Origin of the sequence: Brevibacillus sp. TJ4, assembly GCF_044627595.2 — a bacterium.
In the GTDB taxonomy this organism is placed as follows: Bacteria; Bacillota; Bacilli; order Brevibacillales; family Brevibacillaceae; genus Brevibacillus.
Genome location: NZ_CP185865.1, coordinates 3328089 through 3351869 on the forward strand (window position 1 = coordinate 3328089; position 23781 = coordinate 3351869).

General features: G+C 56.9%; 21 protein-coding genes and 1 riboswitch. Of the genes, 1 reads left to right on the plus strand and 20 read right to left on the minus strand.

The window, feature by feature from the left end:
* Positions 1-29: 29 nt before the first annotated feature.
* The 16 genes from cobA to ACAF76_RS16395 all read right to left on the minus strand — a co-directional run bounded on the left by cobA (position 30) and on the right by ACAF76_RS16395 (position 18192).
* Positions 30-800, minus strand: a complete 771-nt coding sequence (cobA, locus tag ACAF76_RS16320) for a uroporphyrinogen-III C-methyltransferase (protein ID WP_400161917.1) — start codon at positions 798-800, stop codon at positions 30-32.
* A complete protein-coding gene (gene cobT, locus ACAF76_RS16325) occupies positions 797-1846 on the minus strand; it encodes a nicotinate-nucleotide--dimethylbenzimidazole phosphoribosyltransferase (protein ID WP_400161918.1) in 1050 nt (349 codons plus the stop codon). Before cobT ends, cobA begins: the two co-directional genes overlap by 4 nt.
* On the minus strand, positions 1843-3366 hold the full coding sequence (locus tag ACAF76_RS16330) for a cobyric acid synthase (protein ID WP_400161920.1): 1524 nt from the start codon (positions 3364-3366) through the stop codon (positions 1843-1845). The genes cobT and ACAF76_RS16330 overlap by 4 nt, the downstream gene beginning before the upstream one ends.
* Positions 3363-4736: a cobyrinate a,c-diamide synthase gene (locus ACAF76_RS16335; protein ID WP_400161921.1), complete on the minus strand. Its 1374-nt coding sequence runs from the start codon at positions 4734-4736 to the stop codon at positions 3363-3365. Before ACAF76_RS16335 ends, ACAF76_RS16330 begins: the two co-directional genes overlap by 4 nt.
* Positions 4733-5872, minus strand: a complete 1140-nt coding sequence (locus tag ACAF76_RS16340) for a cobalt-precorrin 5A hydrolase (RefSeq protein WP_400161922.1) — start codon at positions 5870-5872, stop codon at positions 4733-4735. The genes ACAF76_RS16335 and ACAF76_RS16340 overlap by 4 nt, the downstream gene beginning before the upstream one ends.
* A complete protein-coding gene (gene cobM / locus ACAF76_RS16345) occupies positions 5869-6651 on the minus strand; it encodes a precorrin-4 C(11)-methyltransferase (RefSeq protein ID WP_400161923.1) in 783 nt (260 codons plus the stop codon). The genes ACAF76_RS16340 and cobM overlap by 4 nt, the downstream gene beginning before the upstream one ends.
* On the minus strand, positions 6648-7361 hold the full coding sequence (gene cobI, locus ACAF76_RS16350) for a precorrin-2 C(20)-methyltransferase (protein WP_400161924.1): 714 nt from the start codon (positions 7359-7361) through the stop codon (positions 6648-6650). The genes cobM and cobI overlap by 4 nt, the downstream gene beginning before the upstream one ends.
* Complete coding sequence (gene cbiE / locus ACAF76_RS16355) at positions 7358-8584, minus strand: precorrin-6y C5,15-methyltransferase (decarboxylating) subunit CbiE (RefSeq protein WP_400161925.1); 1227 nt, start codon at positions 8582-8584, stop codon at positions 7358-7360. The genes cobI and cbiE overlap by 4 nt, the downstream gene beginning before the upstream one ends.
* Complete coding sequence (locus ACAF76_RS16360) at positions 8547-9683, minus strand: cobalt-precorrin-5B (C(1))-methyltransferase (RefSeq protein WP_400161926.1); 1137 nt, start codon at positions 9681-9683, stop codon at positions 8547-8549. Before ACAF76_RS16360 ends, cbiE begins: the two co-directional genes overlap by 38 nt.
* A 5-nt stretch (positions 9684-9688) precedes the next feature.
* The gene (locus tag ACAF76_RS16365; protein ID WP_400161927.1) at positions 9689-10342 is read right to left on the minus strand and encodes a precorrin-8X methylmutase; all 654 of its coding nucleotides are present in this window, start codon (positions 10340-10342) and stop codon (positions 9689-9691) included.
* 2 nt (positions 10343-10344) lie between these two features.
* Positions 10345-11118, minus strand: coding sequence for a precorrin-6A reductase (gene cobK, locus ACAF76_RS16370; protein ID WP_400161928.1), 774 nt, complete (start codon positions 11116-11118; stop codon positions 10345-10347).
* A 41-nt stretch (positions 11119-11159) separates the two neighbouring features.
* Positions 11160-12092: a sirohydrochlorin chelatase gene (locus ACAF76_RS16375; RefSeq protein WP_400161929.1), complete on the minus strand. Its 933-nt coding sequence runs from the start codon at positions 12090-12092 to the stop codon at positions 11160-11162.
* Positions 12093-12109: 17 nt separating this feature from the next.
* Positions 12110-13843 (minus strand): precorrin-3B C(17)-methyltransferase, encoded by a 1734-nt coding sequence (gene cobJ / locus ACAF76_RS16380; RefSeq protein WP_400161930.1) that lies wholly within the window; start codon positions 13841-13843, stop codon positions 12110-12112.
* 155 nt (positions 13844-13998) lie between these two features.
* Positions 13999-14217: riboswitch (cobalamin riboswitch) on the minus strand.
* Positions 14218-14460: 243 nt separating this feature from the next.
* A complete protein-coding gene (locus tag ACAF76_RS16385) occupies positions 14461-15141 on the minus strand; it encodes a 4'-phosphopantetheinyl transferase family protein (protein WP_421616964.1) in 681 nt (226 codons plus the stop codon).
* A gap of 75 nt (positions 15142-15216) precedes the next feature.
* The gene (locus ACAF76_RS16390) at positions 15217-16851 is read right to left on the minus strand and encodes a carbamoyltransferase (protein ID WP_400161932.1); all 1635 of its coding nucleotides are present in this window, start codon (positions 16849-16851) and stop codon (positions 15217-15219) included.
* A gap of 66 nt (positions 16852-16917) precedes the next feature.
* Positions 16918-18192 carry an MFS transporter gene (locus ACAF76_RS16395; RefSeq protein ID WP_400161933.1) on the minus strand — a complete coding sequence of 425 codons (1275 nt, stop codon included), beginning with the start codon at positions 18190-18192 and terminating at the stop codon, positions 16918-16920.
* A 99-nt stretch (positions 18193-18291) separates the two neighbouring features.
* Between ACAF76_RS16395 and ACAF76_RS16400 the strand changes: the two genes are divergently transcribed.
* Complete coding sequence (locus ACAF76_RS16400) at positions 18292-19527, plus strand: winged helix-turn-helix domain-containing protein (protein WP_400161934.1); 1236 nt, start codon at positions 18292-18294, stop codon at positions 19525-19527.
* 49 nt (positions 19528-19576) lie between these two features.
* Here the strand turns inward: ACAF76_RS16400 and ACAF76_RS16405 are convergent, their stop codons facing one another.
* Genes ACAF76_RS16405 through ACAF76_RS16420 form a run of 4 tightly spaced genes read right to left on the minus strand, consistent with a single transcriptional unit; the run spans position 19577 to position 23780 of the window.
* On the minus strand, positions 19577-20302 hold the full coding sequence (locus ACAF76_RS16405) for a thioesterase II family protein (protein ID WP_400161935.1): 726 nt from the start codon (positions 20300-20302) through the stop codon (positions 19577-19579).
* A 28-nt stretch (positions 20303-20330) separates the two neighbouring features.
* Complete coding sequence (locus ACAF76_RS16410) at positions 20331-21617, minus strand: cytochrome P450 (protein WP_400161936.1); 1287 nt, start codon at positions 21615-21617, stop codon at positions 20331-20333.
* Positions 21614-23494 (minus strand): amino acid adenylation domain-containing protein, encoded by a 1881-nt coding sequence (locus ACAF76_RS16415; protein WP_400161937.1) that lies wholly within the window; start codon positions 23492-23494, stop codon positions 21614-21616. Before ACAF76_RS16415 ends, ACAF76_RS16410 begins: the two co-directional genes overlap by 4 nt.
* Before the next feature lie 13 nt (positions 23495-23507).
* Complete coding sequence (locus ACAF76_RS16420; protein WP_400161939.1) at positions 23508-23780, minus strand: phosphopantetheine-binding protein; 273 nt, start codon at positions 23778-23780, stop codon at positions 23508-23510.
* Position 23781: the final 1 nt, after the last annotated feature.

A 23781-nucleotide genomic window follows, 5' to 3' on the forward strand; every position in this document is an offset into this window, starting at 1 on the left:
CAACCTGTCTGCTTTGGTACCCGACTCCCCTATTGCAACATTTGCGGGTCAAACCAGTTGATCTTGTCGCGCATCTGTACTACGTCCCCGACCAGAATGATCGCGGGATTGGCAATCTCCGGATGCTCTGCCAGCCTGTCCTCGATCGTCGCCAACGTGCCAGTTGCCACAGCCTGGCGCTCTGTCGTGCCCCAGGTAATGATCGCCACCGGAGTGTTCGCGTCTCGTCCGTGAGCGATCAACTGCTCCCGGATCATGGACAGATTGCCTATGCCCATGTAAAAGGCAATTGTATCGATCCCCTGTGCCAACGCCTGCCATTTTTCTACCGCCAAGTCCGGTCTTTCTTCACGCAAATGGCCCGTGACTACCGCAAAGGACGAGCCGTGCTCGCGATGCGTGACAGGGATGCCCGCATAGGCGGGAGCAGCGATTCCGGCAGTCACGCCGGGAACGATTTCAAACGGGATGTTGTGTTTCGCCAAATGCTCTGCTTCCTCTCCCCCGCGGCCGAAGACGCAAGGGTCCCCTCCTTTGAGACGGACGACGGTATGCCCCAATGCGGCCTTTTCCACCAAAAGCTGGTTGATCGCTTCCTGGCGCATCGTGTGCTGATCGGGCAGCTTGCCGCAGTAAATGCGCTCTGCCTGCACAGGAGCGTGCTCCAGCAAGGCGGGATTGGCCAGCCGGTCGTAGACGACGACATCTGCCTGGCGCAATGCCTCCACTCCTTTTAGCGTAATCAGCTTGGGATCGCCTGGACCGGCTCCGACCAAATACACTTTTCCGCCTTTGCTCATTTTTCACTTACCCCCGCCGAGGAGAAGGTCGCCATTTCGCTTGCCATCCGGCAGGCTGCCTCCACCAGTGGATAAGCCAATGCAGCCCCCGTCCCTTCGCCAAGGCGCAGCTTCAGATCGAGCAGCGGCTCTTTTTCCAACGCTCGCAGGACAAAAGCATGTCCTGGCTCCTGGGAGCGATGTCCTGCGATCAGGTAGTCGGCTGCTTGCGGACTCAACCGCACAGCCAGCAGGGCGGCTACCCCGGCGATAAAGCCATCCAACAGCACGGGTACGCGTCTCGATGCCGCACCCAGGATCGCTCCGGTCATCGCGCCGATCTCCAGTCCTCCTACCTTGGCGAGTACATCGAGTGGCTGCGCAGCGTCCGGACGGTGCTGTGCCAGTGCCTGTCGCACCACTTGTTTTTTCCGTTGCCAGCCCTCGTCGCTGACTCCTGTGCCGCGGCCGACGATTTCTTCCGGGTCAGCTCCGGTCAGTGCAGCCAGTACAGCGCTGCTCGCGGTCGTGTTGGCAATGCCCACTTCTCCGACGATCAACAGCTTCGTCCCTTGTTCGATGATCTCATAGGCAGATTGAATCCCGGCGGCAAGGGCTTTCTCCGCTTCCTCCGAGGTCATCGCCTGTTCGCGCAAGATATTGCCGCTGCCAGCCCGCACGCGTCTGTTGTGCACACCAGGGGCGTTCACTTCCTCCTTGACCCCTACATCCACAATCATTTGCAAAGCCCCGATCTGGCGGGCAAAGACATTGATCCCGGCCCCTCCGGCAGCCATGTTGGCCACCATTTGCACGGTTACCTCCTGCGGATAGGCGGATACGCCTTCTGCCGCCACCCCGTGATCGGCTGCGAAAACGATCACACCGGGAGGAGAGACATGCGGAATCGGCTGGCCGGTCATCGCTGCCAGCTCGATCGCCAGCGATTCCAGACGGCCCAGACTGCCCAATGGTTTGGTCAACTGATCGACATGCTGTCTCGTCTGTGCGGCTGCCGCTTCATCTCGCGGCGGAATAGTGGGGATTTGCCCGAAAAAAGATGTCATCGCTTTCGTCCACTTCCTTCCTGTTGAAATTGTCTCATTTTTTTCTCGATCAAATCCAGACGCACATGTTTGCGGACTGTCTCAGCCAGCAAGTCGTAGCCCTGCTCGCGCAATGCCACAAACGACGGGCGATCCTCAATCGGAGCCAAGCCTTTCTTTGCCCGAAGCTGATTGAGCAGCAGCGTCCGAAAGGAATCATTGTGAAAAATCCCGTGAAAATAGGTACCGATCAATGTGCCGCTCTCGTCACAGTACCCGTCGAAGCGATCCTCCATGACGAGAAACGGAGACTGGCTATCGGTGTAAATCGACTGGCCCATGTGGATTTCGTATCCTTCCAGCTCCAGGCTTTGCCCGGCAAATCGTGCCGTTCCTTTTGACAGGACGGTGCGCTTTTTCTGCTCCATCGTCGTCACCATCGGGATCAAGGCCAGCCCCTTGCTCATCTGCTGCGGCGACTCCACGCCATGCGGATCGCGTATTTCACTGCCGAGCATCTGGTAGCCGCCGCAAATCCCGATCAACTGGCACCGACCTGCCCGCCAGATTGTCTCAATCCGTGTCGCCAAGCCGCTCTGCCGCAGAAAATCAAGGTCTTCAATCGTGTTTTTGCTCCCCGGCAAAACAATCAAGTCAGGGGCACCGAGCTCCTCCGCCTTGGTGACAAAACGAACCCGGCAGTCCGGCTCCACCCGAAACGGGTCCACATCGGTAAAGTTGGAGATGCGCGGATAGCGGATCACCGCGATGTCCAGCTCTCGTTGTGCCTCCTGCTGCCCTTGGTAGCGCTGCAGGATCAGCGAATCTTCGGCGTCGATCCACAAGTCGGGCAAAAACGGGACGACCCCCAGCACGGGCTTTCCCGTATACTGCTCAAACCAGTCCAGACCCGGCTTGAGCAAGCTGAGGTCGCCGCGAAACCGGTTGATGATCACGCCGATCACACGCTCGCGGTCTTCCGGTTCCAGCAGTTGGAGGGTACCGACGAGACTGGCAAAGACACCGCCTCGCTCGATGTCCGCCACGAGGATGACCGGAGCGCCGGTAAGCCGTGCCACCCGCATGTTGACCAGTTCACGGTCGTTGAGATTTACTTCGGCCGGGCTGCCCGCTCCCTCGATGACGATACGTTCATACGATGCGGCGAGCCGCTCGTACGACTCCCCGATGATCCGCAGCCCCTCGTGGTAAAAATCGCTGCGGTAGGCGGTCGCCTTCATATTGCCATACGGTTCGCCGCGCACGACGATCTGCGACTCCGACTCGCGCGAGGGCTTGATCAAGATCGGGTTCATGTCGACGGTCGCGACGATGCCCGCTGCTTCCGCCTGCACGCCCTGTGCCCGCCCGATCTCCTTGCCGTCCAGCGTGACGTACGAGTTGAGCGCCATGTTCTGCGATTTGAACGGCGCAGTCTTGTAGCCATCCTGGGCAAATATCCGGCAAAAAGCGGTGGCAATCGCACTTTTTCCGGCATCCGAGCTGGTTCCCTGGATCATTAGCGGAAGGGCTTTATTCACGTCCTCTGCACCTCCTGACAACGCCCGATCCAGCGTTCGACCAGCACCGGATTGGAAGCAAAATGCAGATGGGTGTAGCCCGCTACCAGATTTCCGCTGGCGTACCCTTCCTGCTTGCTGCCGCGCAAGCCTTTTGTCTCATAGGCGTACGGCAGCACATCGTCGGCGGCATACGTCGAGTAGTGGAACTCGTGCCCTTTTGCTGTATCATCGGGGCCGATCAGAAAATTGTCTGCGGCTCCGCGAACTTCCCGATAGCCAAGCGCAGCGAGCTTTTTCTGCATCGTCACCTTGCCCGGGATGATCCCTGCCATCGGATAGCTCTCCCCGGACGTGGTCACAATCGCCTCCGTCAGGTACATGTAGCCGCCGCACTCCGCCAAGGTTGGCAGCCCGGCTCGAATCGCCTGGCGCACCGACTCCAGCACGTCTGTGCGTGCGGACAGCTCGGCGGCAAACTCCTCGGGAAATCCTCCCCCGATGTACAAGCCGTGCGCTTCCTCAGGGACGCGCTCTCCGGCTAGCGGCGAAAAGAAGCGAACCGTGGCTCCATACGCCTGCAACAGCTCCAGATTCTCCGGATAGTAAAAGTGAAAAGCGGAATCCTTCGCCACGGCGATCGTCACTTCCTGTAACGGACGCCTGACGGCAAACAACTGCGGTTTTGCCGCAAGAGCCGGACGCTTGGCCAGCTCCCAAATCTGCTCGATGTCGACGGTCTGCTCGATCAGCTCGGCCAGTCTGGCAAACAGCGGATCGAGCTCTCCCCGTTCCACCGAAGGAACGAGGCCGAGATGGCGCTCCGGAATTTCCATTGACTCTTCCCGTTTCAGATAGCCGACGACCGGAATCGCGCACTCTTGCTCGATCGCCGCCTTGACGATCTTGTAATGCCCTTCGCTGCCGGTCTTGTTGGCGATCACGCCGACGATGTTGGCTTCGGGATTGAGCAGTTGAAAGCCTTTGACAATCGCTGCGGCACTGCGCGCCATGCTCTGGCAGTTGACTACGAGCAGTACGGGAGAGTCGGTGAGAATACTGATTTCGGCAGTGCTCCCCTTGTCGCTTGTCGGCTCCTTGCCGTCGTACATCCCCATCACGCCTTCGATAATGGAAATGTCCGCCCCTTCGCTGCCGCGGACAAAAATCTCCCGCACAACGTCATGCGAGAGCATAAAACTGTCCAGGTTGCGCGATGCCCGTTTGGTCACAGCCGTATGGTAAGTCGGATCGATATAGTCGGGCCCGCACTTGAAGCCTTGCACGACATGCCCTCTTTTTTGCAAAGCAGCCATCAGTCCGATGGTGACGGTCGTTTTTCCCGCGCCGCTCCCCGTGCCGGCGATGACGATCCGGCGGCTTTCGCTCATCGTCTCTCCTCCTCACGGTACGGCATCAAGGCGATAGAAATCGTCGTATTTCCCGATTTTTTCTTGGTCAGCACCAGTTTGTCTACGCCAGCGTACAGCTTGGCAGCAGGCTCGCTGACTCCGTAGGCACCGGTGAATTTATAGACGGTCTCGGACGGCTCATCCAGCGTGACCTGGTTCAGCTCTTCCGGCGTGTACCAGACGAGCGGCCAGCCGAATTTTTCACAGACGGCAAGCAGGCCCGGTTCATCCTTTTTCAGCTCGATCGTCGCCAGCGCCTTGACGCTCTTGATCGAGAAGCGCAGCTCCTGCAACGTCTCGCGAATCACTGCCTCGATCTCCTCTGCCGAAGTGCCGCGGTTGCAGCCCATGCCGACGACGATTACCTTCGGACGGTACAGCACGCCGTTTTCCAAGATCGGCATCTCTTCTTCGGTGAGCAGCCGATGGGTCACGACCAGGGCAGCTTGCGGCCAATCTGCCAAGGCTTCCCCGATCGTGGCGTATTCGCGGATCGATGGCGGGATCGGCGTATCGTGCATCCACCAGTCGCGCTCGCCTGATTCGTTGATGACGGCGACACGCTCTTCGTTGACGACAGAGGCGCTAACCGGGGTGAGCTTTTCTGCCGACTCCCATTCCCAGCCAAAGCGGCGGCCAAACAGGTCGACCGGGATCGTCTTTTGCACATCGGAGGCCGTCGTGATCACCGGACGCGCCCCGATCACGGCCGCTACCTCGCGCGCCAGCTCATTCGCGCCGCCGAGATGGCCAGACAGCACGCTGATGACATGCTCGCCCCGGTCATCGATGACGACGACGCCAGGGTCTTTCTTTTTATCCTCCAGCAGCGGGGCGATCATCCGTACTACCGCCCCCAGCGAAATAATCACGATCAGCCCTTTGTACACCGGCCACAATGCGGGAAACAACATCCGCACGCTGCCGGAAAAGAGCTGGATGCCGCGAGCCTCTTCGTCCCCGCGGGCAAACTTGCTCATGTAGTACAAATCCGTCCCGGGGAACTTTTGCACAAACTGGCGTCCCAGCTCGACCCCGTGCTTGGTAATGGCGATCAGCGCATAATCGTGTTTTTGCTCGATGCGCGGAATTTGACCTTCGACCAGCTCGATCATCCTTCGGTCACACCTTTTCTGTACCCGTGCGTAAAGGTTTTGTCGTAGAGCTTGGAGCGGTACTGCTCATTTTTTTCATGGATGTCGGGATCGAGCGCCCAGCCGGCGAGAATCATCGCGTGCTTGCGAATTCCGTGCTTGCCCATCTCCTCGTCCAGGTGCTCAAGCGTCGTGCGCACGACTTTTTGGTCTGGCCAGCTCGCCCGCTGCACCACCGCGACGGGCGTATCCTCGCTCCAGCCGGCTTCCAGCAGCTCGCGCACGACCTTTTTCGTCAGCGTCGCACTGAGGTAGAGCGCCAGTGTGCAGTGATGCTGTGCCAAAGCGCTCAGTTTTTCCCGCTCGGGGACAGGCGTACGCCCCTCCGCGCGGGTCAGAATAAGCGTCTGGGTCAGCTCGGGAATCGTCAGTTCTGCCCCCACGGCGGCGGCGGCGGCAAATACCGAGCTGACGCCGGGAACGATCTCTACTTCTACGCCTTGGGCGTGCAACAGCGCGATCTGCTCCATGATCGCCCCGTACACGGACGGGTCACCCGTATGCAAGCGGACGACCGTTTTGTGGGCTCGCACCCGCTCCACCATCAACGCGACCATTTCTTCCAGGGCCATGCCGGAGCTGTGCAGCACCTCTGCATCGGGATTGCCCAGCGCCACCAGCTCTTCGTTGACCAGCGAATCGGTGTACATGATCACATCGGCCTTTTGCAGCAGCTTCAATCCTTTTACCGTAATCAGGTCGGGATCGCCCGGTCCTGCTCCCACGATGTACAGTTTCATCCCTTTTTCACCACCATCAGCGTAAGATAGCCAAGCTCGGCTCGCTCAAGCTCCCGTACGTCCGTCCAGATCATTTCCTCGGCAGAGGTGACTTTGGTCGCTACGGCAGCATGGTCGAGCAATTCCATTTCTTTCAGCAAATCGATGATCATCGGCAAGACCTTGGCTACTTTCAAAAACACCACACAATCATGCGTGGAAATCGCCTCGCGCATCGCCTCGCGGTCGTCCGTCGCCGGGATGATGCCGATTCGCTCGTCGCCATCAGCCAGGGGCAGGTTCAGGCGGGCAGCCGCTCCCAAAAACGAGGAGACACCGGGAATCGTCACGATCGGTACCTCGGGATGGAGCTTTTGCATCAAGCGCATCAGATGGATAAAGGTGCTGTAAAACATCGGGTCGCCCTCGGTCACGAACGCGACATCCTTGCCTTGCGCAAGCCGCTCCCAGACGATCTCCACCGTCTTGTTCCACTCGCGGTCGAGAATTTCCTGATCGCGGGTCATGGGGAATACCAGTCCGAGCATCTCTTTCTCTTCCCCGTTCACGTACAGTTCGGCGATTTGGTGGGCGTAGCTTTTGCTGCCCATCCGTTTTTTCGGGTAGGCGACCACCGGTGATTGCCGCAGCAGGCGAAACGCCTTGACAGTGATCAATTCCGGGTCGCCAGGGCCAACGCCTACCCCGTACAGTGTTCCAATCGTGCTCACACCGGACCCCCTCCTTTTTCTGTTTGCTTTGCCCATGCGGTAATGATGTAGATCGGGTTCAATGCTTCAAAACGGGTCAGATTCAGGATCGGCTTGCTGCGGGAAAGCTGCGCCAGGGTGACGGACGTCTCGAAGCCTTCCTCGGCGAATGACTGTGTCGCTTCGTACAAAGTCTCAATCGTTGCCGCGTTGACGACGATCCTGCCGCCTGCGCGCAGCCTCGTGCAGCAAATGTGCAAAAGCTCGCGCAGCTCGCCTCCGCTGCCGCCGATAAAGACCGCATCGGGATCGGGAAACTGCTCCAGTCCCTCGGGCGCACGGGCGTGTACCACAGTCAAATCGGTACGAAACTTCGCCATGTTCTGGCGGCAGTTGTTTAGATCGTCGGCGTTTTTTTCGACCGCGTACACTTCCCCGTCACGCGCGATGCGCGCCGCCTCGATGGCGACAGAGCCGGTGCAGGTACCGATATCCCAGACGATGCTTTTGGCGTGCAGCTCCAGTTGGGCGAGGCTGAGAATCCGCACCTCCCGCTTTGTAATCAGCCCCTTGTCCGGCTTGCGCTGGGAAAACTCCTCGTCGCGAATACCGAGCGGCCAGACCGGAGCCGGTCGCTGCTTTTTCAGAATGACGACATTGAGTGGAGAGAACGTCTGCTCCGCCATGTCCGCCAGCGTGTACCAGCCTGTGCGCTCGTCCGCTCCGCCCAGATTTTCTGCCACGAAAGCATCGTACTCATTCATGCCAAAGTCGAGCAGATAGCGGGCGATCGCCGCCGGATTGTTCTGTTCATCGGTCAAAAGCGCCACCTTCTCCTTGCCGTCGATGCGCTGCGCCAGGCCTTTGATGCTGCGTCCGTGAACGCTGGCAAAGAAGGCGTCCTGCCACGCATCTCCCATTTTGGCAAAGGCAAGCTGGATCGAGCTGAGATGCGGGTAAATGTGCACGTCCAGCTTTTTCGCCAGCAGGCTGCCGATGCCGTAAAACAGCGGATCACCGGAAGCGAGGATGACCGTCCTGCGCGTCTCGGTGCGAAGCTCTTCTGCCAACGCAGTAAGGCCGCCTTTGAGCAGCCGCGTCTCCCCGCGAAACTCCGGGAAAAAGGCGAGATGCCGCTCCCCTCCGACCAAAAGCTCCGCTTCCTCGATCCACTGGCGATACAGCGGCAGCAAACTCGCCTGTCCGTCATCCCCGATTCCGATCACTTTGATCGTCTGTGTCATTGATCGTCACCCTTCCCAACAGGGACCCTTTCATCGTGATGATTGCCGTTTCGATTTCGATGCCGCCGCCAGCCTCATTCAAAGCAGCGCGGCAGCAGTGCTCGCACATTTTTTCAAAAAAGGCAGGTTTGTCTGCCATCAGATCCCCTACCTGGGACGCTGTATTGGCGGTGCGGATTTGTTCCAGCAAGTCTGCTTCCGCGCCCGCTTCCTCTGCCAGCGCGGCGAGAAAGCCGAAGTCGACAGGAGCGCTTTTCGAGTGAACCATCATCACGCCCTGCGCAACTTTGGAAAACTTGCCCATCATCCCGACCAGGGTCACTTTTTTTATCTGCCGGCTCTTGCACTGCTTGATCGCAAAGCCGACGAAATCGCCCATCTCGACAAATGCTTCCTCCGGCAAATCCGGATACATCCCCATGCCAAACGTCTCGCTCCTCCCGCCAGTCGACAGGACGATGTGCTCGCAGCCGGCTTCTCTGGCTACGTTGATCGCCTGGGCGACACTGGCTTTGTAGGCGGAGGTGGAAAACGGCACGACGATCCCCCGCGTTCCGAGAATCGAGATGCCGCCGATGATGCCGAGCCGTCCATTCAGCGTTTTTTTGGCGATCTCTTCTCCGTCGGGCACAGAGATGACGATGCGGACACCGCGTGTGATGCCGTATTGGTCGAGGACCGCCTGCGCCGCTTCCCGAATCATTTTGCGCGGCACCGGGTTGATCGCCGCTTCCCCGATCGGAACGGGCAGCCCCGGCTTGGTCACCCGTCCCACGCCTACTCCTCCGTCGAGGACGATGCCCGGTTCGCTGCTCCATTCCACGCTGCTGACAATCAAAGCCCCGTGCGTCGCATCGGGGTCGTCGCCACCGTCCTTGATCGTCGCCGCCACGGCAGACTGTGCATCATACGTGCAGCTCTCCATCCGAAACGTCACATCCTGTCCGATCGGCAAGCGGATCGTCGCCTCCTGCTGCGGCTTTTGCGCGATCAGCGCAGTCAATGCTGCTTTGGTCGCCGCAGCCGCACAGGAGCCGGTCGTGTAGCCGTGGCGAAGCGGTTTTTCTTCGGTCTGCTCCTTTGCCGCTTTTGCCGCCATCTGCCTTACCCCATTCGCTCCGCGAGCAGCGAGAGCGCATTCAACGCCGCTACCGTGACCGGGCTGCCGCCTTTGCGTCCCTGGTTGGTAATAAACGGCACTTCCGTCAGCTTGGCCAGCTCATCCTTGGACTCCGCCGCCGAGACGAAGCCGACTGGCATCCCGATAATCAGTCCAGGCTTGGCCTCGCCTTCCTTGACCAGACGGATCAGCTCCAGGAGCGCGGTCGGGGCATTGCCGATGCAGAAGATGCCGCCTTCTGCTTCGCGAATCGCCTTGCGCATGGAGACGATCGCACGGGTCGTGTTGAGACGCTTTGCCTCTTCCATGACGTCGGGGTCGGAGATGTACACCTTTACGGCGCCGCCGTACTTTTCGATCCGGTTTTTGCTGATTCCGGACTGCACCATCTGGACGTCGGCCACGACAATTTTGCCGCTGCGGATCGCCTTGATCCCCGCCTGTACGGCATCCGGGTGAAAGATCAGGCTGCGCCCCAGTTCGAAGTCTGCCGATGCGTGAATGACCCGCTGTACCACGGGAAACTGCTCGTCGGTAAAGGAATGCTCACCCAACTCTTCGGTAATGATCCGGAAGCTCAAGTCTTCGATCTCTTGCGGCTGTACGGTAAGCGGCTGAAACTGTGTGCGAAAATCCATCCTTACTTCCCTCCCATGCTTGTTTTCAACTCGTCGAGGACGCCGTCGAAGTCGGAAAAACGACTGCCGTACTCGATGCGCGGACGCCCGATGACGATCGTTTCGATGCCCATCTCCAGGGCCGCCTCGACTTTTTCATCGAATGCTCCGACCTTGCCGCTTTCCTTGGTGATCATCAAGGTGACGCCGTAGTGGGCGTAGAGCGCCTTGTTCAGTTCCTTGGAAAACGGCCCCTGCATCGCGACGATGTTTTTCTGCTCAAGGCCCAGCTCCTCGCATTTGACCATGTTGTCGACGCGAGGCAGCATGCGGGCGACCAGGGTTGTATCGGGAAGCCCGATCAGCCTGTCGGCAAAAATGTTCAGCGTCTTGCTGCCCGTCGTCAGCATAATGACCCCTTTTTTCTGTGCAGCCAGTTCAGCAGCCTGCACGTAATCGTCGACTACGATCAGCTTCTCGTTCTGCGGAGCGTCGCTGCCGGCCCGCTCGTAGCGGATGTAGGGGACGTTTGCTGCTTGCGCTGCTGCCATAGCGTTGCGGGAGGCTTCCTCGGCAAACGGGTGGCTCGCATCGACGACGCACTCCACTCCTTTTTCCTCGATCAACTGTTTGATCGCTTCGGCGTTGAGCCGCCCTACCTGTACAGGGATGCCCGCTTCCTCCAGACTTTTCGCTGCATTGTCCGTCACTACCGTGGCCAGGAGCGGATAGCCTGCCTGCTTGATTTTTTCCGCCAGCTCACGGGCGTCGCTCGTTCCGGCAAGTACCAGGATCATGTGGCATTCCTCCTCGCTCTCCTCGTTCGATAACCGTGCTTTTATTTGTGTCCGTGCTTGACTGTGTGGTGGTCGTGATCGTGGCTGTGATCATGGTCATGGCTGTGCCCGTGATGATGGTGATGATGATGCCCGTGACCGTGGTCGTGGTGATGGTGGTGATGATGGTCGATATGCTCCATCGCCGCTAGACGGTACTGGCAGGTGTCGCAGTTGAGCTTTACCTCGCCGTGCAGTGCTTCCTGCACCCGGTCCTTCAGCACTTCTTGCAGCAGCGGGTGAAACCCGAAATACGCCGCGAGCGTAAACTGCGCTTCTGGATAGCGAAGGCGGAATTGCTCGAGCTGGTCGGCCATGCGCTTGATCAGCACGCCAGTGAACAAGAAATACGGGAGTACGACGACGTGGCGCGCGCCCAGCTTGAGGCAGCGCTCGATTCCGTCCTGATAGAGCGGGAAAGTGACGCCCATAAACGCGGTTTCCACCCATTTCACCTGGCTCTTCTCCCAGAACATGCGGGACATTTTGTAGATGTCGCTGTTGGCGTCCGGATCGCTGCTGCCTCTGCCGATGACGAGCACGGCTACATCGTCTTTTTTCTGCTCAGATGTAATCCCCGCTTCTTGCAAGCGAGCCTCCAGGATGTTCAGCACCTCCTGGTGGATGCCGATCGGTCTGCCGTATATAAACTGAACGTGCGGATACAGTTCCTTCGCTTCGTCAATCGCCGCCGGGATGTGGATTTTCGCGTGGCCTGCGGAAAACAGGATAATCGGGATGACGGCTACGCGCGTCGCTCCCCTTTTCACGCATGCAGACAGTCCTGCCAGCATATCCGGCTGCTCAAATTCCAAAAAACAGGTTTCCAGTACGGGTACGTCAATCTGCCCCGCCAATTCGTTGACAAACTGGCGAACTTCTTCATTTCCCTCGGGATCTTGGCTCCCGTGGCCGACAAACAGTACAGCGTCCATTGCACAGCCTCCTTTTTTTAATCGCCGCATGCGGCCGTCTCAATCTCCGCCTTGGCCGGCTCACGCCATTTGTATCCTTCGATCTCTCCTACCCGCTGGAAAAACTTGTGGAACCTCTCATTCGGAAAGGCATCCTGCTTGTAGCGGGCGACGATTCTTTCGACGAGCGGCACGATTTCCTCCGCATCGATCCCTTCTGCGACGGGTATGCCAGAATGAGCGTTGCGCCCGACCGTCTTCGCTCCCAGGAACAGATCGAATTTTCCTTTGCGGAAGACGATTCCGATATCTTCCCGAACAGCTCCGTAGCAAGCCATGCCGCAGCCGTTAAAGCCGATTTTCAGCTCTTTTGGGCTTTGTCTGCCCGCCAGCTTCTGCTGGATTTGCTCGGCGTACGGTATGCTATCTTTCTTTTCGCCATCGCAAAAATCACACGCTTTTATCTGCACCACGTCGCCGATCGGACTGACCATCAGCCCTGCTGCCCGCAGTCGTTCGGTGATGCGCTCAGGCTCTGCGGTCGGAACGCGCAGGATCAACTGGTGATGCGGCGTGTACTCGATCTCGCCCTTGTCCTTCGTTACTTCGGCGAGCAGCATCATCTGCTGCGGGGTGATTTTTTTGTTGGCGACGCCCGGACTGACCGAACATTCAAAAATCAGCTCCGGCGTAAACGACTGGACAGTGCGGGCTGCGGCTGCAGACGAGGCCTCGCTCTCTCCGTCGAGGACAGCCAGCGCCTCCAGCGCCCATGAAAGCGGCGACTGCTGCGGATGTGCCGGGGCGGGCGGTGACTGTACCGCGATTGCTGCTGCTTGCGGCGTCCCGCTGTCTGGCTGCGCTGCCGGAGATTGCGTTCGTTCCTGTACGGCAACGCTCTGTGCGATGCTTGCTCCCGCTGGCTCTTGCCCCGATCCGCCTTGCGCTTCCAGCGACCACGGCTCATTCTCGACGCGCAGGCGCTGATGCGGCAAAAGCGGCTGCTCATCCACGGAAAGCGTGTATTTTCGCTGGTACCCGCGCGGCGTGATCATCTTGCCGTCGTAGACAAATGTGGACGAGTTGCCGATGATGACCGTCGTCAGCATCCCGATGTCATGTTCCAGCATTTGCTCCAGCGTGGTAACAACGACATGCTCCCGGCTCCGGTATGCGCTTTTTACGATCCCGACCGGGGTGTCGGGCGAGCGGTACGTAAGCAAAATCCGCTGCGCTTCTACGATCTGACGGGTGCGTCGACCGCTGCGCGGATTGTACAGGGCGATCACGAAATCCGCCATACCGGCCGCCTCGATGCGTCGGGCAATCAGTTCCCATGGCGTGAGATGGTCGCTCAGCGAAATCGTGCAGGCGTCGTGCATAATCGGCGCTCCCAGCAGTGCCCCGCACGAATTGATCGCAGAAATGCCGGGAATGACCTCCAGCGGCACGCCTGTTTTTTCGGTCCAGCCTTTTTCCACCAGCACCTCGTACACCAATCCGGCCATGCCGTAGACGCCGGCATCGCCGCTGGAGATGACCGCCACCTTTTTGCCCGCTTCCGCCTGGCGGACCGCTTCCCGCGCCCGCGACACCTCCTCGGTCATTCCCGTGCTGACGATCTCCTGGTCGGTCAACAATCCGCGGATCAGGTCTACATACGTGGAGTAGCCGATGATCACATCACTGTCCTCTATCGCTTCACGGGCACGCTGGGTGATATGTTCAAAACTCCCCGGCCCAAATCCAATGACAAACAGCTTGCCGCTCATAATGCTCCTCCCTTCGAATACTGCTGCACTATTTTCGTTTGTACACACATCGCCGCAAAACAAAAAGCGCTCTGTTCCCCTGCATGACAAGGAAAACAAAGCGCGGAAAGCCAAAAGCCGCAATCCTCACCTTTCCTTTGACCCGAAGGAAATCAGTGCTGTACAGCAAACAGGCAGGTCTCCTGGCTTGAGGATCATCGCCTTTCTTCTCCTTCCCGCCCTCATAGGACAGTGGATGGCAAACGCCGCGAAGAAAAGCTCCTCTCTTACAGTGGCGGGACCGCGTTGGCTTTTCACCAAACTTCCCTTTTAACCCTGTCCTGGCCGCACGGCATCGCCGTACCCAGACAGGGACCTGTTCGCGAAATCGTCTATTCGGTACATCGAATGTACTTTAATCATAGCAAATATTGGTCGAGTTTCAAGCAAAAGCTGGCAAGCATTGTGGCGGGTCTCCGCTCCCCTACCATCCATGCCAACAGAAACCAGTGACGGCAAGCCTGTCCTGCGGAAGCGGCAAAAGACGCCCGGACGCCGCTTGGTCGTACCGGACGGCTGGAGCCCCTTGAGCAGGTGGCTGACGCCGCTGACGGCTGGCTGGACAAGAGCTCCGCCCGCTACGCCAAGTCAGCAGCATCGAGAAACGCGATCTCGCCGGACAATCTGCTGTCGGCCGAACAAACCGCCAGTTTATACCCTACGTCAATGTCGTACTGGCGGAAATGCCACGAACGCACCTGTTTGAGTCCATGATACAAACCGATATCCCCGCTGCCGGATGTTTTGACAGCAAAAGACTGAAGCGGCAGCGAGAGCCCCATTCCCACTGCCTTTATGTAGCTCTCCTTTAACGTCCATATTTCATAAAAGGAAGCGCGTTTTTCTTCATCTGGTTTGTTTGCCAAATCTTCGTATTCTGCATTGGAAAAAAACTGCTTTGCGATGTCCAAGTCGATCGATTCCACCTTCTCGATATCGATTCCGATACGGGAATGGCTCGTAGCGCAGACCACCCATTTGCCGGAGTGGGAGAGGTTAAAATGAAAACGAGGAAAATCGGGCAAAAACGGTTTTCCGAATCGATTGCGCCGAAACGCGATACGGTCATTTTCGATCTGAAACGTCCGACAAACGATTTGCCTTACAAGCACATCTCCGAGCACCGTTCGCAGCGAATCTTCCCGTCTTCGGAAGCGGCACGCTTGTTGTCGTTTCTGAAAGCAAACCCGGTTCAGCAAGCGTTCATACATTTCCTGCGGCAGATGATCCGGGACGGGGACAGCGTATACGTTCACCATTTGCTTCCTCCCCCATTTCGATTCCTATCCTGTGCGCCTCCCCGGACTGCTCTGCCTGCTAGTCCATTCCTGCACTCATGGACGCTTTTTTCGCACCAAGTAACCGTTAATGGCCAGATAGTCAATATCGGTCCCAAGGAAACACTTCACCGCGTCCGCCGGACTTTCCACGATCGGCTCGCCGTTGTCATTAAACGACGTATTCAAAAGCACAGGCACGCCGGTTTTTTCGTAGAACTTTTCCAGCAACCCGTACAGGTACGGATTCAACTTCTTCGACACGGTTTGTACCCGTCCCGTTCCGTCTACGTGGGTCACTGCCGGTATCTCCTCCACCTTGTCGGGCTTGACCCGAGGAACCAGCAGCATGTAGTAGGAAGGGTGGTCCAATTCAAAGTACGCCGTTTGATACTCTTCCAGAACGATTGGCGCAAACGGGCGGAACGGCTCTCTGTGTTTGACCCGTGCATTCAGTATGTCTTTCATTTCACTGCGTCTCGGGTCCACCAAAATGCTTCTGTTTCCCAATGCCCGCGGCCCGATTTCCGATCGCCCGTGAAACCAGGCGACGATGTACCCTTCCGTCAGCAATTGGGCGACCGTTTCGGCACAATCGGCCGGTTTCTCGACCTGAATCGATTCCTTGCATGACTCAAGAGCGGCAAGCACCTCGCTCTCGGCATACTGCTTGCCGAGATAGGGCGAAAACAACTGCCCCGTCGCTTCTCGCGGTCGGTTTGACAAGACATGATACCCGTACAAAGCGGCGCCGATACTGGTTCCGGCGTCTCCGCTGGCCGGCTGGATGAACACGTGTTGGAACGGAGTATCTTCCAGTATCTTTGCGTTGGCGACGCTGTTCAGGGCGACGCCTCCCGCGATGCACAGGTTTTTGCAGCCGGTAGCTTTGTACAATTCATTGCAGATCGAAAGCAAGATCGTCTCCGTATGGTGCTGGACAGCGTATGCGAGATCGGCCTTTGCTTCGAAACTGTGCTCCTCTCGTTTGAGAACGTCGCGTATGTAGGAGACCATTTCCAGCTTCTGCTCGAACGTCTGTCTGAAGCGGTATCCGTCTATGCTGTAAAATCTGGCGAACTCCTTCACGTAGGTATCCCGGCCGTACGGGGCCAATCCCATTGTCTTTCCTTCCTGCAAAAAGGCAAATCCGATCTCGGACGTAACCCGGAAGTAAAAGCGGCCGACCGAATTTTCATACATCGTCCACCCTGTAACGGGGTTGGCGATCTCTTTCCCGCCCAGTTTGGCGAGTTCCTTGATTTCATTTCCGTTTCCGTGGTACAAGGTGAGTGTCTCATGGATCCGGTCGCGCGAATCGATCCTGCTGCCGATTCCATCGACGACGAGAATGGCGGCTTCTTCAAACGGGGAAGGAAAAAACGCGCTCGCCGCATGGCTCAGATGGTGATTGATGAGCAGGATTTCCTGCTTGGTATCGGGAATGTACCGGGGATTCATCAGGTCGTTGCCGACGATCAGATCCACGTCGTCAATCGAGAGCGAAGCTTCCTCCAGGCAGTATCGCACCGCCCTCCACTCTTTTGCCAAAGGCGTAATCGCCAAGTCGCGGTCTAGCGAGTGTTTTACTCTTGTCAGCCGTTCATCCTCAATGGAACATACGATTTCGCCGTTTTTCAGCAATGTTGCCGAAAAGTCGTGCTCCGATCCGCCAATCCCGAGAATATACAATGCAATCTACTCCTTTTGCACAAGGATTTTTTTGCAACGAACGGTCGCCGGCAACTGGCAAGCTTTTCACTTCACCGTATTTGAGGCCGAATTGTTCGACGAGTCCGCCGGGAGAGCCGTAGCCTTTTGATACAGCTTGTTGCTCAGCAGGATCGGCGCCAACAAAATGACGACAAGCCCGCTAATCGCACCCGACACAAGCATTCCCTTCAACGGCAGGATCGACAGGAATATTCCGCTTAGGCCAAAGCCGACGGAATGGGCCGCCCCGACGACACTGAACCCCTCCGATTTGCGGTCGTCGGGAATTTCATCCTCGATCGCCTGCGACCTGAGAATCATCAAGGGAGCCGTACAGGTCCCGATCAGGATGAGCGAAATAACCACCACCGGCCAGGATTGGCTGGCGTAAAGTCCGAAACAACCTGACACGATGACGAACAGCATCAGATTGGCTTGCAAAAACTTGGACAGCTTAATCCGCTTTTCCAGGGAAGCATAAAGCAAGCCGCTGACAATACTGAAAACAGATACGATGCCGATCAATATCGCTGCAGTATTCGGCCCTCCGTTCAAGGATTTGGATATCGGAAAAGCCCCCGTCTCCGCTGTCCCCAATGCGTGGCCGAAAGCGACGCTGGCCAAAACCCAAAAAATATAACGCGGATTGAGCCACAGACTTTTGGGAACAGCGTAGGACTCGGTCACGTTTGACTCGTTCTCCGCTTTGTTGTTCTCCGTCCCCCTGGCAAGGCTATAGGCCAGAATCGCAGAGACCAGAGAGGCGGTCGCCATCGCGATGGCGGCACCCGATTCCCAAAAAGTCGCAATGATCGAAACGACGAGAGGCGCCGTTACCACGACGACCTCGATCATCGTTGCGTCGATGGCCACCGCCGACGGTATCAGTCTTTTCGGAATAACCCGGCTTAGCAAGGTACGGAAACCGCCCGCTGCACCCGCCAAGCATGCGCTGGAAAAGCCGGCCAGGACGATGAGAATCCACGACGGCGCTTTGAAGATCGTCGCCAGGAGCAGCAAGAAAAACATGAGAGAGCTTCCTAGCAATAAAAACGGGAGACCTTTGGCAATCCCCAGCTTGTCGACGAAGCGGCCGCCCGGTACGGCGAATAGGATCAGGCCAACCGTATACACGGTTACCATCAATCCTCCCAGGGCGTAGCTTCCCGTCGCATAGTAGCTGATGATGATGAACGCCAGTGAAGTCATGATGGAAGGCGCCCGCATGCACTGTACAGAAAGGGACCACAGCATATACCGCTTGTGAAACAGCAGTTCTTTTAAGGGAGGCTTGTTTTCCTCTCCGCCCAAGGTTGTCACGATTTTTCACTCCTCTAGCATTGATAGCGACTTTTCTTTTTCTCATTTCTTACACTATACTAGATTTGATGGAAAAAATTACAGAATAAGGAGAAAAAAGTGATCACAAATATCGTTTCTATCGATAAACGAACAGCGAGAACATTTTTGCTGCAAACCCAGCACCTCTGGTCCAACAGAGCGGAGAAGTCCGGCGCGCGGGAATCCCGGACGCGAGATCTGATCGAGAGTTTGGAATGCGTCCAGTTGGACCCTGTTGCTGCGGTGGAACGAAACCACCATTTGGTCCTCCATGCCCGAAACGGCACGTACCAAACGAACGATTTGGAGCAATTGATCGGCAACGGCTCGCTCTTTGAATACGTAGCGAACGCCGCTTGTCTGATTCCGGTAGAAGATTATCCGATCTTCGAACCGATCCGCAATCAATACCGTCTGGCGCTTGGCAAACAACGAAGCGAACTTGCCCCGGTCATCGCCCAAATCAAAGAGCGGCTTGCCGCAGAGGGGCCCCTCCCTTCGCGGGCCTTTCGGTCTGACAGGCTGGTGAGAGGGTATTGGGATAACACCGTAGCAAAAACAAAAGAAACTACTCTCGCCTTGAACGTGTTGCTAGACACCGGCGAAATCACGGTAGCTAGAAGAGTGGGAAGCGAAAGATTCTACTCGCTTACGGAACAGCACATTCCCGATTCCCTTCGCAAACGAGCGGACGAAATAGAGGAAGCGGAAGCCAAAATGGCATTGGCGGAAAAATACATGCGGGCTTATCGGATTTTCGACTTCGAAGATTCCCGCTTCGGCTGGTACAAGACTTCGGCGAGCGAGAGGAAGCAGCTATGCAGCCGATTCCTCGCCGCCAACAAGATCGTTCCGCTTCACATCGAGGGGGTCAGAAGGGAATACTATATTTTGGCAGAGGACGTGGCGACAGTGGAGAGCATAAGCAGAGACCAAGCGCCTTCTCCCAAAATCGTCAGGTTTCTGCCGCCGCTGGACAATCTGCTGTGGAGAAGGCCGCGGCTGGAAGACCTGTTTTCCTTTTCCTACAAGTGGGAAATTTACTTCCCCGAGTCAAAGCGCGAGTTCGGCTACTACGCCATGCCGATTCTTTACAAAGACATGCTGATCGGGAGAATGGACCCCCGCTGTCTTCGCGAACAGAAGAAGCTGGTCATTCGGCGGCTTCACCTGGAAAACGGCGTCCGCATCAGCAAAACGCTGGTTTCCTCCTTGCAGAAAGGACTGCTGTCGTTTGCCCGCTTCCATCAAGCGAATGACATCGTGGTGGAACAAAGCGTTCCTGAACAGTTGCGGGATCATTTGACATTCTAGTCGAAAGGGGACAGCCGGAGCCAAGGGGCGGAAAACGCCCCGGCTGTCTTCAGAGAGCAAAGCGTTCCCGGATGAGGTGGAGCAAATCCCCGGGAGCGTCCAGGAAGCGGTAGTGATCTCCCGGCAAAGTGACAAAGACGGATTCGCCGCACTCTTTCCATCCCTTCATGGCTGCCGGGGCTACCTCGGCGTCGCTGTCCCAACCGATCGCGGTCAAACGGCAATTGAGCCGCGAGATCGTTTCGGGTTTGTATTTTTTGTTTGCCTCGACGTCCTTGCGCAAAACTCCCAGATTCAACTCGAGAAGATCGGGAATGGGCTGCCCTCCCATTTTTACGATCAGCATTTTCAGCTCTTCGTACAATTCTTCGTCCGACATTTTCAAAAATCTGCCGCAGGGGCCGTCTTGGGGCGCAACCTGGGATGAAATGAATAGGTGGGCAGGCATGTTCAACCCGTTTTTTTGCAGTTGCGCCACTGTCTCGTAACTGGGAAGAGCCGAACCGCAATGGCCGAAGAACGCGAAGGGACGGTCGAAATAGGGCGACAGTGCTTCGATTAGCTGGGCCGCAAGCTCTTCGTAGGTATCGTAGGATTTCTCGACAAGCCGATTTTCTCTGCCTGGCAACTGAATCGGGCATACTTCAATGTCCCCGATATAGTGCGGCCAGTTTCGATACATGCTCGCTCCGCATCCCGAGTAGGGCAGGCAGAACAATCTCCCTTTGCTTTGGGAATCAGGCTCTCGCAGGAACCATTTGTTTTTCTTCCCCATTTCCCTCACCTTTTCTTTCCGGGTTTCCTTATCGAGTTACGCTTTTTTCGTGAATCGGATCGAGGATTTTCTCAATCCCGGGCCGCAAATGTCCTTTCACCGGCAAAGACTTGATCCCGGCGATGAAATTGGAAGCCAAATGCTGCTCCGGTCCGGCAAGTTCGAATGCCTCAAAATGATAGAACAGCTCCTCAAACAAAATTTTTATGGTTTGCCGGGCTGCCGGATGGCCTACGCAATAGTGGGCCCCTTTGCCAAAGGCAATGTGCGGATTGTGTTTGCGCCGCAAGTCGAAGGTAAACGGATCTTCAAATACGTCCTCGTCCCTGTTTGCCGAACCGATCCATGCCACGACGGCGTCCCCTTTGTTAATCCGTACCCCTTTGATCTCCACATCCTGCAGGGCGTATCTCATAAAGTGGCTTGCCGGAGAAGACCAGCGCAGGGCCTCTTCCACTCCGATGGTAAGAAACTCCGGGTTTTTCGCCCACTCTTCGTACACATTCGTTTCGATCATCGTAAACAGCGCAGCGGAAGGAACATGGGGTGTCGTCACATTGGCTCCCAGCAACAGGCTGTAGCAGTTCGCCAAAATGGCGCCGAGGTCCATCTTCTTTCCGTCGACCTCCATTTTTTGCAGAATCCCCAGTACTTCGTCCTCTTCCCAGTGTTTCTTTTCGTAGATGATATCCTCGAAATACGCGAATATTTCCCGGTGGGCCTTGTGCAGCGTCGCTTTTGTTCCCTCGGGGAGCTGGAACTGCGGATCGTCCGGCGCGATCGCCATCGCCGTCAAGCGGGTAAGTTTCGGCCAGTCCGCGGAAGGCAATCCGAGTATGGTTCCCGCCACTGCGGTAGACAAGGCCATCATGGCAGCGGCGAAATCGATCGTCTCCCCGTTTGCCGCTGGTTCGAGCAGCCTTCTCACCTCATTGCGAATCACATCCGCATGTTTTTTTAGCGTTCTCGGAGTAAAGCCCGACTGAATCGGCCTTCTCATTTGCGTATGTCTTGGCGGATCGGTCGCCGTCATCTGCTTTTTTCCTGCCGGATCGTCGATGCCCAACAGGTTTAGGAGCGTTCCCCGCTCGGAAGTAAACAGTTCATGGTTGCTCAGTACCATTCCCACGTCTTCATGCTTGGTCACAGACCAAAACCCCAAGCCGTTTCCAACCTCCTGCCAATAGACAGGGGCTCTCCTTCGCATCGCGTGCCAGATCAGATGGATATCGCCTTCGCTGTGCAAATGCGGATCAGCCAAATTGTAGTTTTCAATGACGACATGGGACGAGTCTGTCGGTCTGGTCAGCCTCATGCATGGCCCTCCTCTTTCTGTTTGGTTTTTTCCTCGTCAATCGCGCTCGCCAACTGTTCCAAAGTCGGATTGAGGTACAATGTTCTGGAGAGTATGTTCACGTCCTGGTCGCTTCTGATCTGGGAAATCACCTGGGCGACGATCAGGGAATGCCCTCCCAGTTCAAAAAAATCATCCTCTGCCCCTACAGGATCGATATCGAGTATGCGGCCCCACAAATCGGCCAGATAAGCCTCCGTGGGCGTGCGTGGAGCGACGTATTCATTTGCCAGGGCTCTTGGTTTTTTGCCGATGGCTGGAAGTGCGTTCCGGTCGACTTTTCCGTTTCTCGTAAGCGGGAGAGCGGAAATGACGGATATGTGCCAGGGAAGCATGTAGGAAGGAAGCGCGTCTTTCAGAAACGCATGAAGCTTGGCGCTGATCGAGTCGCTTGCGCAGCCGGGCTGTTTTGGCGTTACGTAGGCGACGATTCGTTTCGCCGTCTCCACCGTTTGGACGACCACGACCGCATCCGCGATTTCCGGGCAGGTTTTGATCGCCGCTTCGATTTCGCCTGTTTCCACGCGATAGCCATTGATTTTGACCTGGCTGTCTTTTCGTCCTACGAACGCGATCGTGCCGTCGTCGTTCCATTTTGCCTGATCGCCGGTATCGTACATCCGCTCCCCCGGTACAGCGGAGTACGGATTGGGAATGAAGCGCTCGGCGGTATGTCTGGGCATGTTCAGATAGCACCTCGCCAACCCCGCTCCGCCGGTATACACATCTCCGATTGCCCCTACAGGCATCGGCGACAAGTCCGAGTCAAGGATGTATACGGTTGTGCCGTTGACCGGTTTGCCGATCGGGATGCCGGCATCGGGATAAAAACCGTCTTGCGTCGACCAGGTCGTGGTGAACGTCGTATTTTCCGTAGGGCCGTACCCGTTCGTAAACGTGATAGCGGGAACATGATGAACCAGCTTTTCCACGTGCTTTTTGGAAATGACGTCCCCGCCAGCGAGAACATGCCGGATGTGGCGAAACATGTCGATATTTGTATCGACCATCACGTGAAAGAGACCGGCAGTCAACCAAACGGTATTCACCGCCTCCCGTTCGACGACGGCAGCAATTCCCTCCGGGGTAACTTCGTCGCATGGATAAATGGCAAGCCTGCCGCCATTCGTCAACGTCCCCCAGATCTCCAGCGTCGACGCGTCAAATGATACGGGCGCCATTTGCAGACATGTCGTTTCCGGCGAAAAGGAAATGGACGCCTCTCCCTTTACCAGCCTGGATACCGCCCCGTGGGTCACGCAAACGCCTTTGGGATTGCCCGTCGTGCCCGACGTATAGCTGATGTACGCGAGATGGGAAGGGTCTGTCTTCACCTTGCCGCGGAAGGGAGTATAGGTGCCGATTCCTTCCAGACCGGCGTCAAGATCCAACACTCTGCTACCGTCAAAATCGGGAAATTCTACTTGACGGCATCCCTGCACGAGAAGAAGCTCGGGGCGTGCGTCCTTCAGCACGTATGCCAGGCGGGAGGAAGGCATATCGCGCTCCAGGACGAGGTAGCAACCTCCGGCTTTCAGGATGGAGAGAATCGAGACAATGGTGAAGAATGATCTTTCCGCCAGCACGGCCACTGCTTTCTCGGGGCCAATCCCGCGCTCCGCCAGCCAGTTGGCGAGGTGATCGGTCACCTCGTCCAAGCAGCGGTAGGTCATTTCTTTGCCCTTGCAGGATAAGGCAACGGCGTCAGGTGTACGCTTGGCCTGCTCCCGAAACAGCTCATGCACGGGCTGAAGCGGCAATTTGGACGTTATGGTCCCGTTCCATGTCGAATCGATCGAAGCAGACTCGGCAAAACGGGTCTCTCCGGTTTTCGGCATCCATGTTTCCTCCTCAGCTTTTGATTTTGAGAAAATCGTCCAAAGCCTGCTCGTCGAATGTCATCTGGCCGATCTGTTCCGCCAATTCTTTGATCGTCGGGTAATCGAAGAATGTCAGAAGCGACAAGTCCGCCTTCAGCGTCTCGCGAATTTTCGTTACCAGTTGCGCTGCCAGCAACGAATGGCCACCCAGATCAAAAAAATCGCCATCGACTGTGATGTCTTGCTTTTCAAACGCATCCGCCCATACATGAACGAGAAATTGCTCAATTTTTTCCTGAGCCATT

Coding starts and splice junctions, on each gene's coding strand:
- cobA (WP_400161917.1), bottom strand. CDS start 800: ATGAGCAAAGGCGGAAAAGTGTATTTGGTCGGAGCCGGTCCAGGCGAT.
- cobT (WP_400161918.1), bottom strand. CDS start 1,846: ATGACATCTTTTTTCGGGCAAATCCCCACTATTCCGCCGCGAGATGAA.
- ACAF76_RS16335 (WP_400161921.1), bottom strand. CDS start 4,736: ATGAGCGAAAGCCGCCGGATCGTCATCGCCGGCACGGGGAGCGGCGCG.
- ACAF76_RS16340 (WP_400161922.1), bottom strand. CDS start 5,872: ATGATCGAGCTGGTCGAAGGTCAAATTCCGCGCATCGAGCAAAAACAC.
- cobM (WP_400161923.1), bottom strand. CDS start 6,651: ATGAAACTGTACATCGTGGGAGCAGGACCGGGCGATCCCGACCTGATT.
- cbiE (WP_400161925.1), bottom strand. CDS start 8,584: ATGACACAGACGATCAAAGTGATCGGAATCGGGGATGACGGACAGGCG.
- ACAF76_RS16360 (WP_400161926.1), bottom strand. CDS start 9,683: ATGGCGGCAAAAGCGGCAAAGGAGCAGACCGAAGAAAAACCGCTTCGC.
- ACAF76_RS16365 (WP_400161927.1), bottom strand. CDS start 10,342: ATGGATTTTCGCACACAGTTTCAGCCGCTTACCGTACAGCCGCAAGAG.
- cobK (WP_400161928.1), bottom strand. CDS start 11,118: ATGATCCTGGTACTTGCCGGAACGAGCGACGCCCGTGAGCTGGCGGAA.
- ACAF76_RS16375 (WP_400161929.1), bottom strand. CDS start 12,092: ATGGACGCTGTACTGTTTGTCGGCCACGGGAGCCAAGATCCCGAGGGA.
- cobJ (WP_400161930.1), bottom strand. CDS start 13,843: ATGAGCGGCAAGCTGTTTGTCATTGGATTTGGGCCGGGGAGTTTTGAA.
- ACAF76_RS16385 (WP_421616964.1), bottom strand. CDS start 15,141: ATGGTGAACGTATACGCTGTCCCCGTCCCGGATCATCTGCCGCAGGAA.
- ACAF76_RS16405 (WP_400161935.1), bottom strand. CDS start 20,302: ATGGGGAAGAAAAACAAATGGTTCCTGCGAGAGCCTGATTCCCAAAGC.
- ACAF76_RS16410 (WP_400161936.1), bottom strand. CDS start 21,617: ATGAGGCTGACCAGACCGACAGACTCGTCCCATGTCGTCATTGAAAAC.
- ACAF76_RS16415 (WP_400161937.1), bottom strand. CDS start 23,494: ATGCCGAAAACCGGAGAGACCCGTTTTGCCGAGTCTGCTTCGATCGAT.
- ACAF76_RS16420 (WP_400161939.1), bottom strand. CDS start 23,780: ATGGCTCAGGAAAAAATTGAGCAATTTCTCGTTCATGTATGGGCGGAT.